This window comes from Herbaspirillum sp. CF444 (genome assembly GCF_000282135.1).
Classification (GTDB): domain Bacteria; phylum Pseudomonadota; class Gammaproteobacteria; order Burkholderiales; family Burkholderiaceae_D; genus Herbaspirillum.
Genome location: NZ_AKJW01000021.1, coordinates 1 through 16,873, shown reverse-complemented (window position 1 = coordinate 16,873; position 16,873 = coordinate 1). Strand labels below are relative to the sequence as shown.

Annotated in this window: 16 protein-coding genes; 1 reads left to right on the top strand and 15 read right to left on the bottom strand. The window is 58.4% G+C overall.

Annotation, left to right across the window (positions count from 1 at the left end; genetic code table 11):
* Positions 1-2 precede the first annotated feature (2 nt).
* From PMI16_RS05550 to ndk, 4 genes are all read right to left on the bottom strand, one after another.
* Positions 3-1,070 carry a RodZ domain-containing protein gene (locus PMI16_RS05550; RefSeq protein ID WP_007877274.1) on the bottom strand — a complete coding sequence of 356 codons (1,068 nt, stop codon included), beginning with the start codon at positions 1,068-1,070 and terminating at the stop codon, positions 3-5.
* A complete protein-coding gene (pilW, locus tag PMI16_RS05545; protein WP_007877272.1) occupies positions 1,063-1,887 on the bottom strand; it encodes a type IV pilus biogenesis/stability protein PilW in 825 nt (274 codons plus the stop codon). Before pilW ends, PMI16_RS05550 begins: the two co-directional genes overlap by 8 nt.
* Entirely contained in the window at positions 1,884-3,065 is a 1,182-nt protein-coding gene (rlmN, locus tag PMI16_RS05540; protein ID WP_007877270.1) for a 23S rRNA (adenine(2503)-C(2))-methyltransferase RlmN, read from the bottom strand. The genes pilW and rlmN overlap by 4 nt, the downstream gene beginning before the upstream one ends.
* Positions 3,066-3,132: 67 nt before the next feature.
* Positions 3,133-3,558 (bottom strand): nucleoside-diphosphate kinase, encoded by a 426-nt coding sequence (gene ndk, locus PMI16_RS05535; protein WP_007877268.1) that lies wholly within the window; start codon positions 3,556-3,558, stop codon positions 3,133-3,135.
* Positions 3,559-3,783: 225 nt separating this feature from the next.
* Between ndk and PMI16_RS05530 the strand changes: the two genes are divergently transcribed.
* Positions 3,784-4,476 carry a Bax inhibitor-1/YccA family protein gene (locus tag PMI16_RS05530; protein WP_007877263.1) on the top strand — a complete coding sequence of 231 codons (693 nt, stop codon included), beginning with the start codon at positions 3,784-3,786 and terminating at the stop codon, positions 4,474-4,476.
* A 78-nt stretch (positions 4,477-4,554) separates the two neighbouring features.
* Here PMI16_RS05530 and rlmD read toward each other — a convergent pair whose 3' ends face one another.
* From rlmD to odhB, 11 genes are all read right to left on the bottom strand, one after another.
* Positions 4,555-5,913, bottom strand: a complete 1,359-nt coding sequence (gene rlmD / locus PMI16_RS05525; protein WP_007877262.1) for a 23S rRNA (uracil(1939)-C(5))-methyltransferase RlmD — start codon at positions 5,911-5,913, stop codon at positions 4,555-4,557.
* A gap of 80 nt (positions 5,914-5,993) precedes the next feature.
* Positions 5,994-7,019 carry an RNA polymerase sigma factor RpoS gene (rpoS, locus tag PMI16_RS05520; RefSeq protein WP_007877260.1) on the bottom strand — a complete coding sequence of 342 codons (1,026 nt, stop codon included), beginning with the start codon at positions 7,017-7,019 and terminating at the stop codon, positions 5,994-5,996.
* Positions 7,020-7,022: 3 nt separating this feature from the next.
* Entirely contained in the window at positions 7,023-8,009 is a 987-nt protein-coding gene (locus PMI16_RS05515) for a peptidoglycan DD-metalloendopeptidase family protein (protein WP_007877259.1), read from the bottom strand.
* 125 nt (positions 8,010-8,134) lie between these two features.
* Positions 8,135-9,052: a protein-L-isoaspartate(D-aspartate) O-methyltransferase gene (locus PMI16_RS05510; protein ID WP_007877258.1), complete on the bottom strand. Its 918-nt coding sequence runs from the start codon at positions 9,050-9,052 to the stop codon at positions 8,135-8,137.
* Positions 9,049-9,786 (bottom strand): 5'/3'-nucleotidase SurE, encoded by a 738-nt coding sequence (gene surE / locus PMI16_RS05505; RefSeq protein WP_007877256.1) that lies wholly within the window; start codon positions 9,784-9,786, stop codon positions 9,049-9,051. The genes PMI16_RS05510 and surE overlap by 4 nt, the downstream gene beginning before the upstream one ends.
* 158 nt (positions 9,787-9,944) lie before the next feature.
* Entirely contained in the window at positions 9,945-11,975 is a 2,031-nt protein-coding gene (locus PMI16_RS05500; RefSeq protein WP_007877253.1) for an ATP-dependent DNA helicase, read from the bottom strand.
* A 173-nt stretch (positions 11,976-12,148) separates the two neighbouring features.
* Positions 12,149-12,355 carry a YdcH family protein gene (locus tag PMI16_RS05495; protein ID WP_007877251.1) on the bottom strand — a complete coding sequence of 69 codons (207 nt, stop codon included), beginning with the start codon at positions 12,353-12,355 and terminating at the stop codon, positions 12,149-12,151.
* A gap of 129 nt (positions 12,356-12,484) precedes the next feature.
* Positions 12,485-13,264 carry a hypothetical protein gene (locus PMI16_RS05490; RefSeq protein ID WP_007877249.1) on the bottom strand — a complete coding sequence of 260 codons (780 nt, stop codon included), beginning with the start codon at positions 13,262-13,264 and terminating at the stop codon, positions 12,485-12,487.
* 17 nt (positions 13,265-13,281) lie between these two features.
* Complete coding sequence (gene zapE, locus PMI16_RS05485; RefSeq protein ID WP_007877247.1) at positions 13,282-14,379, bottom strand: cell division protein ZapE; 1,098 nt, start codon at positions 14,377-14,379, stop codon at positions 13,282-13,284.
* A 147-nt stretch (positions 14,380-14,526) separates the two neighbouring features.
* Positions 14,527-15,954, bottom strand: coding sequence for a dihydrolipoyl dehydrogenase (gene lpdA, locus PMI16_RS05480; protein WP_007877242.1), 1,428 nt, complete (start codon positions 15,952-15,954; stop codon positions 14,527-14,529).
* A gap of 144 nt (positions 15,955-16,098) precedes the next feature.
* The coding region (odhB, locus tag PMI16_RS05475) for a 2-oxoglutarate dehydrogenase complex dihydrolipoyllysine-residue succinyltransferase (RefSeq protein WP_007877241.1) at positions 16,099-16,873 on the bottom strand (775 nt) is incomplete at its 5' end.

Here is a 16,873-nt window from a genome sequence, read left to right as displayed (position 1 = left end):
GTTTATTTCAAACTCAGACGAGCCACATTGCTGTTGCTGCTAGTCTGCAAATCCAGCCTGGAACCGCGCAGGCTGGCATCAACACCGGCGGCATTGCCGATCACCAGCGTTACCGGCTCGGTAATATCGAACGACTCCGAGGTGCCGGCCTTCAGCAGACGGGAAATCATGGTCGTCTTGTCGTTGCGGCGAATCTCGACCCACGAGTCTTCACGGAAAGTCAGTCGCAGCAAATCCTTGCTGTTGCTGATATTCAGCCCGCCGGTTACAGGAGAGGTCGGATTCACCGGCGCTGACGTAACGGCAGCGGCAGCGGCAGGCTGAGCCGACGCTGCGGGTTTCTCTGCAGGAGCGGCTTCAGGCTGAGGCGACTGCGCCGAGACCACGCTTGCCACTCGTTCGGACACATTCGTGATCGCCGAGTTCGTCGCGCTTGCCACCGCCGACTCCACCTTCTCCAGCTTGCTCTTGTCCGAACCGTCCTGAACTTCCGGAGGCAAATCCTGCGTTTCCGCCTGCGCCTGGGCCTGCGCTTGCGGCTCTTCGGTTGTAGCGGCCTTGTTGCCGGCTGATTTCAGCCAGGCCAGTTGCGGTATGCCGTCGAACACATCGGTCTCATGCACAGCCACTGCCGCACCGGCCAGGATAACCACCAAAATGCCGCCCACGATCAAGCCGGGCGAGATTTTGCTGCGATTCCCGAGAGGCAGCGGCGACTCCGAAAACGGTGTCGACAGCGTGCGTTGCGGCACGATAGCCGCGTTATGCGCCGAACCTTCCTGCGGCAGCAGCGCCACCAATGCATTGGCGTCCAGCCCCAGCAACTTGGCGTAGGCTCGTACAAACCCCCTGACGATGACAGGCCCCGGCAAAGCCGCATAGTTATCGGCCTCAAGGGCGATAACTTGTCGTGTTGCAAACTTCAGCTGACTTGCTGCATGTTCTACAGACCAGCCCTTGGCCTGGCGTTGTCCCGCCAATTGCGCTCCGGGTAATGCGACCTGCCTTACCTCTTCTGTTCCCGATACGAATTCGGGGACGGGCGCTTCATTTCCCTGCTGATCACTCATCAAATGCTCCACGTTGATAAGCCGCGTATTCTGACGAAGACGGATAGCGGCGGCGCAACTGCACCGCCAGATCATTTTCGGCTGATTGATTGCCTAGTTTACGTTCAATCCTGATGGCAAGCCATAGTGCCTGAACATCCAGGACGTTATTCTTTGCTGCAAGACCGATATGAAAGCGAGCACGCTCGAACTCACGCCGGTCGAAATACAATTTGGTCAGATTCACATTCGTCGCAAGACTGGCAGGTTCATACTGAAAAGCGCGCGCAAAATAGCGTTCCGCTGCCTCTGCATCCTGCAATTTCAGACTACAGGCACCGGCGTTGGCGAGCGCCTTGCCGGGCGACCGGTACGAACGATTGCCGATCGCCGCTTCGAAAAGCGGCATTGCTTCAGCAGCACGACCGTCGCTGCACAAAAACCAGCCGTAGTTATTGACAAAGTCCGGATTGCCGGGCGCCAGCCTGATCGCCTGCAAAAAATCTCTTTCGGCCGACTTCGGCTGTCCCATGTCCATGTAAGCCAGCGCTCTCACGCTATAGGCGTCGGCAAAATCGGGAACGGCCTGCAAGGCAAGCCCGGCTTCTTCCACGGCCACTGCAAACTGACGCTGCTCGTAATACCCGATCGCCAGTTGCAAACGGATGTCGGCGCGCGTTTGCGCATCGGCGCGAACCGCAACGCGCGGAAGACTGGGAGCAGAGTGATCAGGAACGGCGGCAGCAGCCTTGTCGGACTTGGAAGATGCACATCCAGTCAGCAGCAAAGCAGGCGCCAGCGCAAAGGCAACAACACTGTTCTGCCAACCTCCCCTCACCCGGATATCTCCACGATGCGGCCGAAATCCTTGCCGAATTTTTGCTGATACTCGGTCATCTTTTGCATGCGTTCCTGCACGCGCGTGCGATCCTTCACTTCGCCGGCCAACTGGCCGCACGCGGCGTCGATATCGTCGCCGCGCGTCTTGCGAATGGTCGTGACGAGACCCGCGTCCATCAAAATCTGGGCAAACGCCTTGATGCGAGGATTGTGCGAACGCTTCAATCCCGATTCAGGGAAGGGATTGAAAGGAATCAGATTGAACTTGCACGGCACGGCGGCCTTGCCGTCGCCGCCGCCCTGCACCAGCGCGACCAGCTCGCGCGCATGCGCGTCGCTGTCGTTGACGCCATCGAGCATGCAGTACTCAAACGTGACGAAATCACGCGGCGCGAATTCCAGATAGCGCTTGCAGGCAGCCATCAGTTCTTGCAGCGGATATTTTTTATTCAGGGGAATCAGGCCATCGCGCAAAGTATCGTTCGATGCGTGCAGCGACACAGCCAAGGCCACGGGACATTCCTGCGACAGCTTGTCGATCATCGGCACCACGCCGCTGGTCGACAAAGTCACGCGGCGGCGCGACAGACCGTACGCGTTATCGTCGAGCATCAGCTTCAGCGCGGTAACGGTAGGTTCAAAATTCAGCAAAGGCTCGCCCATGCCCATCATCACCACGTTGGTGATCTGGCGCTCGCCTTTCGGGCCGGCTTCAATACCTTTGGTCTTGCGCAACTCAAACTCGGCCATCCAGAGCTGGCCGATGATTTCGCCGACGCTCAGATTGCGGTTGAAACCCTGCTTGCCGGTCGAGCAAAAGCGGCAGTTCACTGCACAGCCGGCCTGGGTCGAAATACACAGGGTGCCGCGGGTTTCTTCGGGAATGAATACGGTTTCAACGGCATTGCCGTTGCCGACGTCCACCAGCCATTTGCGGGTGCCATCGGTAGAAGTATGATCACTGATGATGGCCGGCGCTGCGACGAACGCGCGCGTGGACAGCTTTTCACGCAGTGATTTGGCGAGATCGGTCATCTCGGCAAAGTCGGCGACACCGTACTGGTGTATCCAACGTTGCAATTGTTTGGCGCGAAACGGCTTCTCACCCAACTCGCCACAGTAAGCGACGAGTTGCGCGGGATCCAGATCCAGCAGATTGGTGAGAGCTGTTGTCATGACATGTACCACTTTTCGTTAACCTTGATGCATAGATCACTAAACATCAAGGACAACTTGCTGCAAATTAACGCGAATAGATATTCAGCGCCGGGAAGAAATACGAGATTTCAACCTTGGCTGTTTCTGCTGCGTCGGAACCGTGCACTGCGTTGGCGTCGATCGAGTCAGCAAAATCGGCGCGGATCGTGCCTTTTTCTGCCTTCTTCGGATCGGTTGCGCCCATCAGGTCGCGGTGCTTCAGGATGGCGTTTTCGCCTTCCAGGGCTTGCACGATCACAGGACCGGAGACCATGAAGTCAACCAGATCCTTGAAGAAAGGACGCTCGCGGTGAACCGCGTAGAAACCTTCAGCTTCCGCACGCGACAAGTGAATCATGCGCGCAGCGATGATTTTCAGGCCGGCGTTTTCGAAACGGGAATAAATCTGACCAATCACGTTTTTCGCAACTGCGTCCGGTTTGATAATCGACAGGGTGCGTTCAATTGCCATGTGTAAAAACTCCAATAAAAAGAAAGGGTTAAAGCCGTTAATCAACAATTCAATCAACCTTTGATTCTACCATGAAAAGGCCATTTATCAGCCTAATTCGCTGCAAAGCATGACATTCTGACAAATCCGGGAGAAAATCCCTCGCAGAACTTCGCACCCCCAATCCTGTCTTACACAGGACCATCGTGCTATGCTTGGTTCGCATTTAACGCAACTGGAGGAAGAATGAGCCAATACCCACAAAACGCATTTGAAACTGTCAGCACCGCCGCCGTCGCACGCAACCGTGTGCTGCGCAACACTTACTGGCTGCTCGCATTGTCCATGATCCCGACCGTACTGGGCGCATGGCTGGGCGTGCAAATGCATTTCAGCATGTTCGCCGGCAGCCCGATGATCGGCTTCGTCGTCTTCATGGCAGTGGCGTTCGGTTTCTTTTACGCAATCGAAAAGACCAAGAATTCGGGACTGGGCGTTGCCGTCCTGCTCGGCTTCACCTTCTTCATGGGGCTGATGCTGTCGCGCCTGATCGAATACACGCTGGGATTTTCCAACGGCGGCTCGCTGATCATGACCGCGTTCGGCGGAACAGCGCTGATTTTCGGTGCGATGGCGACCGTCGCCACGGTGTCCAAGCGCGACTTCTCGGGCATGAGCAAATGGCTGTTTGCCGGTTTGCTGGTGATCATCGTCGCCTCGCTGGCGAATATTTTCCTGCAATTGCCGGCGCTGCAACTGACGATTTCCGTGGTTGCCATTGCGATCTTCTCCGCTTACATCTTGTTTGACGTACAACAAGTGATCAACGGCGGCGAAACCAATTACATCTCGGCAACACTGCGTATTTACCTGGATGTGTACAACGTGTTCGTCAACCTGCTGTCGATTCTCGGCATCTTTGGCGGCAACCGCGACTGATCCGGCGTTCCCAATAAAAAAAGCCGACCTTCCGGTCGGCTTTTTTACGCCTTCAGCTCAACCAGGCAACGAATCGATTCATTCGTCCAAATCAAAAATCGCCATCGATTCCACGTGCGCCGTATGCGGGAACATGTTGACCACACCGGCTAGCTTCAGGCGGTAACCACCGCCATTCACCAGCTCACCGGCATCACGCGCCAAGGTCGCGGGATTGCACGACACGTAGACGATACGCTTGGGCTTCAAATGTGCGTGCCGCTCGCCAAGACCGGCAATGGCTTTGCAGACTTCCAACGCGCCTTCGCGCGGCGGATCGATCAGCATGCGATCAAACTTGCCCAAGGCGACAAAATCCTCCGTCGTCGCTTCGAACAGATTGCGGCAATGGAACGACGTCTTCCCGGCGACATTGTTGACCTCGGCATTTTCGGCCGCACGCTCGGTCAACGCGGTGCTTCCTTCGATGCCGACCACTTCTTTTGCCATCGTCGCAATCGGCAAGGTGAAGTTACCCAGCCCGCAGAACAGATCCGCGACACGATCGTCCGGCTGCGCATCCAGCAAACGCAAGGCTCTCGCCACCAGCACGCGATTGATCTGATGATTGACCTGGGTGAAATCGGTCGGCTTGAACGGCATCCGGATGCCGAATTCAGGCAAGGTGTAGTGCAGATTCGACTGCGGCGGATAGTAAGGATAGGCGGTATCCGGCCCCTTGGGTTGCAGCCACCATTCGACCTTGTATTCGTCGGCGAAAGCCTTCAGCTTGACCTCATCCTCGGCGCTCGGCGGCTCCATCACGCGCAGCACCATCACCGTCGTTTTCTGCCCGTCATCACCTTCGCCAATCGCCAGTTCGATTTGCGGCAGGCGCTCAATGATCGACAGCGAACCAATCAGATGACGCAGCGGCACCAGCATCGCAGAAACGTTCGGCGGCAAGATTTCGCAGGTTTTCATGTCGCTCACGAAGGGCGATTTTTTTTCATGAAAACCAACCAGCACGGTGCCTTTTTTGACCACGTTCTTGACCGATATCCGCGCGCGATAGCGATAACCCCAGGTCGGCCCGTAGATGGGGCGCAACATGGTTTCAGCCTTGAGTTTACTGAGATGCCACAGATTGTCTTCCAGTACGCGTTGCTTCATGGCGACTTGCGCGGAAGGCTCCAGATGCTGCATTGCGCAGCCGCCGCAAATGCCGAAATAATCGCACTGCGGTTTGACGCGCAATGAAGATTCGCGATGCAAGGCCGTCATGGTGGCGGCTTCCCACTTCGGTTTCTTACGATAAGAATGGAAGCTGACCTGCTCTCCCGGCAACGCGCCTTCTACGAACACAACTTTGCCTTGAGTGCCATCCTCGTTCGCCAGATGGCCGACGCCGCGCCCGTCCATGTCAAGGGCTTTGATATCGATGATATTTTGCTGCATAGAAACTATGAATACGGCCGCCGTCGCAACCTTAGAAGACCAAAACCGCTATTGTCGGCGATCCGGGGAGCGGAGGGAAGCTAAAACAGCGCATCCTTGCTGACGCCGCGTGAGACCAGCGTGCGTTTGAGCTTGATGAGCGCCTCTTGCTGGACCTGGCGTACACGCTCGCGGGTGATGCCCATCTCGGTCGCCAGTTGCTCCAGCGTCGAGGGGTCGTCGTTGTCGAGGCCGAAACGGCGCGTAATGACGATTCTTTGTTTATCCGGCAAATTTTTGAGCCAGTCGCGGATCAATATCGACATCTCATGCGATTCCGCCTGGGTATCGGGATTTTCATCGTTCGAACCAGGCAGCAGATCGATCAGGCTGGCCTGAGGATCGTTGTCCAACGGCGTATCGAGCGAAGCGGCATGCTCGGACAGCGTCAGGACGTCCTGCACGTCTTCAACCGGTCGATCGACAAGATGAGCGATGTCTTCGGCGGTGGCGTCGCGGCCGTCATGCTGCTGCGCTTCCAGATGGTATTTGGCGCGCAGGATCTGGTTCAGTTCGCGCACCATGTGCACGGGCAAACGCACCGTGCGCGCCTGGTTCATGATGGCGCGCTCGATGCTCTGGCGTATCCACCACGTGGCATAGGTCGAAAAGCGAAAGCCGCGCTCGGGTTCGAACTTGTCGATGGCGCGCATCAGGCCGAGGTTGCCTTCTTCGATAAGATCCAGCAAGGCCACGCCGCGATTGATGTAATGCTTGGCAATCGACACCACCAGACGCAGGTTGTGTTCGATCATTTTTTGACGGGAAGCGAAATCGCCCTGCTTGGCCAGCGTGGCGAAATACAGCTCTTCTGGAGCAGTCAGCAACGGTCGCGTGCCAATCTGATTGAGGTAATGCTGAGTGGTATCGGTAGAGAGTTCCGCGGCGAGGACCTTTTTCAGTTCCTCGACACCTTCGACGGCGACGACAACTTCTGCGTCCCCATCGCCTTCTGAAGGCTCGCCCTCGTCAATCACTTCCAGATCGTCGGCGGCATCCAATGGCTCGACTGGATCGTCCGATCGGGACTCTTCATCTGGCAGGTGATCGTGAGGGCGTGAGCTCATACGCTAACGTGGCGGAAGATATTTCGACGGATCGACAGGTTTGCCTTGTTGACGAATTTCGAAGTGCAGCTTGACGCTGTCGCTATCCGAATTCCCCATCTCGGCAATTTTCTGCCCCTTGGTTACTGCTTGCCCTTCCTTCACCAATATCGTCTTGTTGTGCGCATAGGCCGACAAGAGATTGTTCGTATGCTTGACGATCACCAGATTGCCGTAGCCGCGGATGCCGCTGCCGGCATACATGACCTTGCCTGCCCCGGCCGCCAGCACCGGTTGGCCGCTCTTGCCGGCAATGTCGACGCCCTTCTTGCCGCCGTCGAACGTGCCGACGACCTTGCCTTCGGCCGGCCACATCCATGAGACGGCGTCGTCGTCAGCTGCCGGCGCCGCAGTTGCAGGCGCAGTCGCCGGTTTGTCCGCCGCATGGGCCGGCTCGGTCTTTGCCGGCGCTGCCGCAGCTGCGCTGGTCGGCGCCGTATCCGGTTTTTCCATCTCAGCCAATGTGCTGTCCGAATAAGCACGCTTGTCCCCGCGCGGGCCGATCTTGTTGCTGCCAACGCCGGCGACCGGCGCCGCGATACCGTTGTTGGCAGGCGTCGAAGCGCCCAACGGCTTGACCTCGATCCCTCCCGACGTGCCGCCGACCACGACTGCGCCGGTTTGCACGCCATCAGGCGGCGTCACGCGCAGCACCTGATCGACCTTGATGTCGTTCGGATTGGTCAGATTGTTCCATGCGACGATGTCGCGATAACTTTGCCCCGACTCCAATGCGATGCGGTACAACGTATCGCCCTTCTTCACGGTGTAATAACCTTTTCCATCAGGACGCGTTGCCGCGACAGCTGCCGCCGGCTTGGTCGCGTCGACAACAGGCTTGGCGGAACTCCCCGTACGATCCACGACAGGGGCCGCGGTACGCGGCGTAGTCGAACACGCTGCAAGCAGACTGACGGTAATCCCCAAGCAAACCAAACGAATTTTTTTCATGCTCATTACATTAATTTTGTACAACGATAACGTTGACCCGCGCCTTGCGCGAGAAGTTCATCGGGACAAGCAAGGCCTGATCCTGCACCCTGTTGCCGTGGCTGTGCTGCTTTTTCTATTTCTTGTTACACCGTGCCGGGACGCAGAGGCACGAAATGGCATTCTTCCAGGGTTTCGCTGGTCCACTCAAACTTGCCGATGCGCTCTATCAACTGCAGCATTTGCTGACGCCCCCCGACCGGCGCCACGAGACGCCCGCCTATCGCCAGCTGCTCCAGCAGAGCCTGAGGCACTTCCAGGCCGGCCGCGGCAAGAATGATGCCGTCGAACGGCGCCACCTGCGGCAGACCTAGCATACCATCTCCGTAATGCAAGCGGATGTTGGCGATGCGCAGCGGTCGTAAATTGGTTTTGGCCAGTTCATGCAACGGTTTGATACGCTCAATCGAATACACTTCCTTGGCCACCAGCGACAACACCGCCGCCTGGTAACCGCAACCGGTACCGATTTCCAGCACGCGCTCGAGCACCTTGCCTTTATTGTTGTCGCGCATGATTTCGATCATGCGGGCAACGATATAAGGCTGCGAGATCGTCTGATGATGTCCGATCGGCAACGATGCATCAATGTAAGCCTGGCTCGACAGCGCCGGCTCCATGAACATGTGCCGCGGCACCGCTTCCATTGCGGCCAATACCTTGGCGTCGCTCACGCCCTGCCTGGCTACGCGCGCCACCATGGCTTTGCGAACGGCATCCGACACCAGCGGCGCTTGCCGGTTGGCGGTCGGGATCGGCGTCGGCAAGGCGCTCCGCGCGGCAGGCTTGCCGACCGGCTGCGCGGATTGCGCAGCCTGTGCCCTGGCCGCCTGGCGACCGGAATCCTGGGCCGCGTTTCTGGTCGCCGTCTGCGGCGTCACGACGGTGCGCGTCGGCGCGGCGGACTGCGTCGACGTCTTGCCGGAAACCGTTGCCGACGACTTGCCTTTCTTCTCGACCACCGAAGACAAGGACAAGGGGAAGCGACTCGATTTGCCGGTCATGCCAAAGCCTTCTTCAGACTGGCCAGTTGCGCCGTATGCGTCAGATCGATCTGGAGCGGCGTGATCGACACATGTCCTTGCGCAGTGGCGTGAAAATCCGTCCCCTCGCCCGCGTCCTTGACGGCACCGGCCGGGCCGATCCAGTAGATGTCCTTGCCATGCGGATCGCGCATCTTGTAGACCGGCTCGGACGTGTGCCGCTTGCCGAGTCGCGTCGCCACGCAAGGTTTCAACTGCGCATACGGCAGATTGGGAATGTTGACGTTCAGCAGATAAGGCTTGGCGAGTTCCTCGAACTGGCGCTCGACGATGTCGCGCGCGGTGCGCGCAGCGCTGTCGAGATGCTGCCAGCCCTTGTGCAACTGCGAAAAGGCGATCGCCGGAATGCCAAACAGGAAGCCTTCGGTCGCCGCCGCCACCGTGCCGGAATACAAGGTGTCGTCGCCCATGTTCTGTCCCTGGTTGATCCCGGAGACGATCAGGTCGGGACGTTCCGGCAACAAACCTGTCAAGGCGACGTGCACGCAGTCCGACGGCGTGCCATTGAGATAATAAAAACCGTTGCCGGCGCGCTCAACCCATAACGGGCGGTCCAGCGTCAACGAGTTGGAGCTGCCCGAACGATTGCTGTCGGGTGCGACCACCGTGATCTCGGCAATTGCGGACAAGGCATCAGCCAGCGCCAGGATGCCTGGAGCCTGATAGCCGTCGTCGTTACTGATTAAAATTTTCATCCCGCCATTTTAACCGAACGCCCCCGTCAAATTCGTACAGAAATAGCGTCTTGCGAGCGAAATCTTGCTGCCCTGAGAACGCTTGGGACGGCCTTTGGCATCCTTGGCCCAATCCAGGAAATTGCAGATGCCGGATACGCCGCCGCTCTTGAAATTGATCAGGATTCAGCGACGTCGGGAGCCGCAGCCAGCGCGGCGCGGCGCGCGAAGAAATCTTCCACCGCGCCAATTTCGCGGGTGCGCTTGAACGGCGGCAGGCTTTGCCAGATACGACGGCCATACGCCTTCGAGATGAGCCGTGGATCGCAAATCATCAGGACGCCTTGATCGCTCTCGTCACGAATCAAACGCCCCGCACCCTGCTTCAGGTTGATGATGGCGGCCGGCAACTGATGGTGCATGAAACCGCTCAAGCCTTGTTTTTCCAGTTCGGCAATCCGCGCCGCCAGCACCGGATCGTCAGGCGGCGAAAACGGCAGCTTGTCGATGATCACCAGCGACAGTGCATCGCCGCGCACGTCGACGCCTTCCCAGAAACTCTGGCTGCCGATCAACACGCCATTGCCGGCGGCGCGAAAACGATCCAGCAATTCGGTGCGGCCCGCTTCTCCCTGTACCATCAACGGGAACGGCAAACCGCGCGTCTCGAATTCCTGACGCAGGCGCTCGGCCGCGCGATTGACGGCGCGTATGGTCGTGCACAACAGGAAGGTTCTGCCGCCGGCGGCAATGATCGCCGGCAAGGCGGCATCGACCACCGCATCGGTGTATTCAAACGAATTGGGTTGCGGCAGATTATTGGGGACATACAGCAAGCCCTGCTGCTCATAATTGAACGGGCTCGGCCACGATTGCGCAGGTTCGTCCCACAACCCCATCTGCGAAGTGTAGTGATTGAAATCGTTTTTCACGGCCAGCGTCGCCGAGGTGAAGATCCACGCGCGCGGCACGCCTTCGCGCTGCTTGTTGAAAATCGGCGCAATCGACAATGGCGTGCGATGCAGTTGCAGCGACGACGTGAACGCCTCGACCCACAACACGTAAGCCTGTCCATCTTCGCTTGTGGCCTTGTCTTGCGCGCCGTTCCAGCTATCGAGCTGGTGCGACAGCTCGATCGCGCGAGTGCGGCACTGCTCGATGGTCTCGGCCCGTTCGGCTTGCTTCTCCAGGACCGCGATCATCTCATCCATCTTGTCGCGCAAGGTTTCCAGCGCCGGGAAGAACACGCTCGACGGCGCGATCTGGTTGACCGCCAGACGCACGATATCTTCCGGGAACGCCAACCGCAAATCGCGCGCGGCTTTTTCGACCGGCGCCACCACCTTGGCCCAATCGGCGCCGTCGCGCGCATGCGACAGGCCTTCGGCCAGCACGTCGCGGCACAGTTCCAGCACTTGCGAGGTCGACACGGTATCGCCGAAGAACATCGTCGCGGTTTCCGGCAACTGATGCGCTTCGTCGAAGATCACGGTATTGGCGGTCGGCAGCAGCTCGGCCACGCCGGTGTCCTTGAGCGCGACGTCGGCAAAGAACAGGTGATGATTCACCACCACTATGTCGGCCTGCTGCGCTTCCTTGCGCGCCTTCATGACGAAGCAATCCTGATAGTACTGGCACTCGGCGCCGAAGCAGGTGTCGCGGGTCGAGGTGACCAGATTCCAGATCGGCGCGGTCTCCGGCACCTTGGATAATTCGGCCTTGTCGCCGGACGACGTGGTCTTCATGAAGCGCGAAATTTCGCGCAGATAAGCGACGTCGTCGCGCGATGTCATGCGACCGTTTTGCAGCGTGCGTTCGAGATGAAAGTGACAGACGTAATTGGAGCGGCCCTTGAGCAAGGCCACCGACACCGGCGCGCTCAAGGCCTTGCGCACGGTGGGGATGTCGCGCAGGTAAAGCTGGTCCTGCAAGTTCTTGGTGCCGGTCGACACGATGACTTTGCCGCCCCACAGCAAGGCAGGCACCAGATAGGCAAAGGTCTTGCCGGTGCCGGTGCCGGCTTCTGCGATCAGCGTGCGTTGACCGGCGATGGCATCGGCAATGGCCTTGGCCATTTCTGTTTGCGAGTGGCGCGGACGGTAGCTGCCCACCTGGCCGCCCAACGGGCCGCCTGCGCCGAAAAGCTGCTCAACCTCGGCATCATGGATACCATGTGGAACGGGTGCTGCGGTATCTTCGATGGAACTCACTGACTAATGCCTGTAAAGAGGTTAAACCGGACAACAAGGGAATGGATGAAAGAAGCGCTGCCGGATATTGTCCGGACGGGCCATCGACAAGAATTGTCGCTCAGGTCCGATACGGCCTTTTCATGCACAAGGCTTACAGGACAGCCGCAAAAATCACGAACGGGTGATGACGATCAGGCCGGAATATCGGGAGTCAATTGCATTTTCAGCAACACAATATGATCCTTCAATTGCAGCTTGCGCTTCTTCAGACGACGCAATTGTAATTCTTCATGACGGGTTTCCTGCGAAAGCATGTCGATCACCGCATCCAGGTCACGATGTTCGACTTCCAATTCGATAATACGGCGCTGTATATCTTCGCGGTGCGTCATGGTCATGGTGGCTTCTATTACAAAAATGGCGAGCGGCTGCAAACAGCCGCGACCAAGGAAAAGAACTGCTGATAGTGTAATCCACCTGCTGCCGGTCAACAATCGTTGCCGCCCTCGAGCGGCAGCATGGACGGTTTATTTGGACGGCGTCGCGCTCGGCGCTGCCGGATCCGGGGCGGCAGCAGGCGCCTGCCGTTGCTTGGCGGCACGCTCGCGTTCTTTCTCGGCCTTCTTGGCTTCGACTTCCTTGCGGTGTGCTTCCGCCTGCTTTACTTTTTCCTTGTAGGCCTGTTCATTGGCAGCCCGTTGCGGCGCCTTGGCGGCTTCTTCGGCCTGCTTCTGGCGCACTTGCGCTTCATGGGCTTTCACACGCAGGTCGGCCTGACCTGCAGTCTGGGTTTCGCGCTCCGTCACCTGCTTCTGCTTGGCCATGCTCTCCTGTATCTTTCGCTCGGAGGCCGCAGCCTTTTCCTTTTGGTCTTGTGCGCGACGCAGGGCCTCTTGTTCGTCCTTGGCGTGCTGCTCGGCCAGCGACTTGTCGCGCTCATCGGCCTTGGCCTGGCGCTTGTAGGCATTGGCTTCGACTTCAACATCGCGCACCTGCCTCACGGCGACACGATTGCGCTCCTTGGCATCCTCCAGGCAGGAAGCCACGAAAAACTTGCGGTAGCAGGCACGCTGATCGTCGATGTATTGATCGTTGATGACCTGACGCTCCTTGTCCGCCTCGATGAGGATGTCGTCAGCAGCATCGGCCGACTGAATCGATCCGGACGGATGGCGCTGGTCGAACGTCGGTTGCCCCGGCGTTCCATATACGTGCTCCGCTGCCGACGCGGTCAACGGCAACAGCGTCAGCCACACGACGGCGCAAGCCAGCAATCGACGGGAAGAATGTTCAAAAAATAAATGCATGTAACCCTTGTCCATATTCAGGAAAGCTTATCGGCGGCGAGACGGCGCTCGGAATCCATATATTCGCGCGATTGCATTTCAATGATACGTGAAACCGTGCGGTGGAACTCATTTGACAGCGTGCCTGCGGTGTAAAGCTCCTCAGGCTCTACTTCCGCCGACATGATCAGCTTGACCTTGTGGTCGTAAAACACGTCGATGAGCCAGGTAAAGCGGCGCGCCTCGGACGACATCGCCGCCGACATGCGGGGAATGCCCGACAAAATCACGGTCTGGAAACGGCTGGCGATTTCCAGGTAATCATTCTGCGAGCGCGGTCCGCCGCACAAGGTCGCAAAATCAAACCAGATCGCGCTGCCGGCGCGGCGCAAGGCGCGGATTTCGCGGGCTTCGATGTGCACGCGGGTATCTTCGTCGGCGGTTTCCGCCACGGCGGCAAACGCTTCGCGCAGCTCGCTGTCGGTCTTGGCATTGAGCGGCGAATGATAAATCCTGACCTGCTCCAGCGCGCGCTTGCGATAGTCGACGCCGGCGTCGATGTTCATCACGTCGAGTTTTTCGTTGAGCAGTTTGATGGTCGGCAGCATGCGATCGCGATGCAGGCCGTCGGGATAGAGCGTCTCCGGCTGGTAGTTCGAGGTCATGATGAACGACACGCCATTGTCGAACAAGCCAGTCAACAGGTTGTACAGGATCATCGCGTCGGCGATGTCCGACACGTGAAATTCGTCGAAGCAGATCAGGCGATATTTCTTGGCGATGCGGCGCGCGACTTCATCGAGCGGATTGGCGATGCCCTTGAGTTCGTCAAGCTGATGATGCACATCGCGCATGAATTCATGAAAGTGCAGACGCGTCTTGCGCACCAGCGGCACGACCGAATAGAAGCTGTCCATCAGGAAGGATTTTCCGCGCCCCACACCGCCCCACATGTACACGCCACGCGGCACGTCCGGGCGATTGATCAGCCGCTTGAAGGTGCTGGAGCGCTGCGATTTGAACGCGACCCATTCTTCATAGGCGCGCTGCAGACGATCGATCGCGCGCTGTTGCGCCTCGTCTGATGTGAAACCACGCTCGCTTAGTGCATGATCGTAGAATTCGCGGACATCCATGGTTGATCTTTATTTTTAATTCGCGTCATCCGGAGCATCCGGGATGGCCGACTTTGTGAAAACGGGAACGACTAAAACGAAAATGGGCGAGCCAGGCTCGCCCATCGATGATGACCGGAGTTTACCAGTAAAGGTAAACCCGATTCATCAGAAGTTCAGCGCGCGCTTGTCGACTGCCAGTGCGGCTTCCTTCGTTGCTTCGGACAACGATGGGTGAGCGTGGCAGATACGTGCGATGTCTTCGGCGGAGGCACGGAATTCCATCGCTACCACGGCTTCGGAAATCAGTTCCGACGCCATTGGGCCAACGATGTGCACGCCGAGGATTTCGTCGGTCTTGGCATCCGCCAGGAACTTGACCATACCCGATGTATCGCCCAGTGCGCGTGCGCGACCGTTTGCCAGGAATGGGAAAGTGCCGGCCTTGTAAGCAACGCCGTCAGCCTTCAGTTGCTGCTCGGTCTTGCCGACCCATGCGATTTCCGGCGAGGTGTAGATGACCCAGGGAATGGTGTTGAAGTTGACGTGACCGTGTTGACCGGCGATACGCTCGGCAACGGCAACACCTTCTTCTTCCGCCTTGTGCGCCAGCATCGGACCGCGCACGACGTCCCCCACCGCCCACACGTTCGGCAGGTTGGTCTTGCAGTCGCCGTCGACGGCGATGAAACCGCGCTCATCCAGCTTCAGGCCGATGCCTTCAGCGTTCAGGCCGGTGGTGTTCGGGGTACGGCCGATCGACACGATCAGCTTGTCGAACACGGCCTTTTGCGCATTGCCCTTGTCGTCGGTGTAGTCGACGCTGACGTCTTTCTTGCCGGCCTTGATGTCGCCGATCTTGACGCCCAGATTCACTGTCAGGCCTTGCTTGGCCAACAGCTTCTGCGCTTCCTTGGCGATTTGCTCGTCGACTGCGCCGAGGAATGTCGGCAGCGCTTCCAGCACGGTGACTTCCGCGCCCAGACGACGCCAGACCGAACCCATTTCCAGGCCGATCACGCCGGCGCCGATGACGCCCAGCTTCTTCGGGACTTCGGTGATGGCCAGCGCGCCGGTGTTCGACAGGATCAGTTCTTCGTCGAACGGTGCGCCCGGCAATGCGCGTGCATTGGAACCGGTGGCGACGATGACTTGCTTGGCAGTGATCGACTCTTCAGTTGCGCCGGCGACCTTGATTTCGTAGCCGTTGGCGTCGCCCTTGACGAAGCTGCCGCGACCATGGAAGAAGGTGACCTTGTTCTTCTTGAACAGGTACAGGATGCCGTCGTTGTTTTGCTTGACGACGGTGTTCTTGCGACCCAGCATTTGCGGCAGGTTCAGGCTCAGGCCCTTGACGTCGATACCGTGATCCTTGAACGCATGGCCGGCATGCTCGTAGTGCTCGGACGATTGCAGCAGCGCCTTCGACGGAATGCAGCCGACGTTGGTGCAGGTGCCGCCTGGTGCAGGACCGCCCTTCTCGTTTTTCCACTCATCGATACACGCGGTGTTGAAACCCAGTTGTGCTGCGCGAATTGCAGCGATGTAGCCGCCAGGGCCGCCGCCGATGACGACCACGTCAAAATTTTTGCTCATAGTTTTATCCTAGTGCGTTTTTGAATGTGCGCAGACCGATCACGGTCCGGCACCAATACAAAAGAGAAAAAAGGCGCCGAGAGAACAGAGGGACGATGATCCGGCTTCTCTGTTTTCCCTGCGCCTTGTTTCAGGTCCTGATAATTAGAGATCCAACAACAAGCGTGCCGGATCTTCCAGCGCTTCCTTGATGGCGACCAGGCTCAACACGGCTTCGCGGCCGTCGATGATGCGATGGTCGTAAGACATGGCGAAGTAGTTCATCGGACGGATGACGATCTGACCGTTTTCAACCACTGCGCGATCCTTGGTGGCGTGGATGCCCAGAATCGCCGATTGCGGTGGGTTGATGATCGGTGTCGACAGCATCGAACCGAAGGTGCCGCCGTTGGACACGGTGAACGTGCCGCCGGTCAGTTCTTCGATGGACAGCTTGCCGTCCTTGGCTTTTTGACCGAATTCACCGATCTTCTTTTCGATGTCGGCGATGGACATCTGATCCGCATCGCGCAGAACCGGAACCACCAGACCGCGTGGCGAACCGACTGCAACGCCGATGTCGAAGTAACCGTGGTAGACGATGTCGTTGCCGTCAACCGATGCATTGACGATCGGGTACTTCTTCAGTGCGTGCACAACCGCCTTGACGAAGAAGGACATGAAGCCCAGCTTGACGCCGTGTTCCTTTTCGAACTTGTCCTTGTACTTGGCGCGCAGGTCCAGCACAGGTTGCATGTTGACTTCGTTGAAGGTCGTCAGGATCGCGTTGGTTGCTTGCGATTGCAGCAGACGCTCGGCCACGCGCGCGCGCAGGCGGCTCATCGGCACGCGCTCTTCAGGACGGTTTTCCAGGCTTGGCTTGCCGGGAGCAGCAACTTGTTGCAGTGCCGGCTTGGCGGCGGCAGCCGCTGGAGCAACA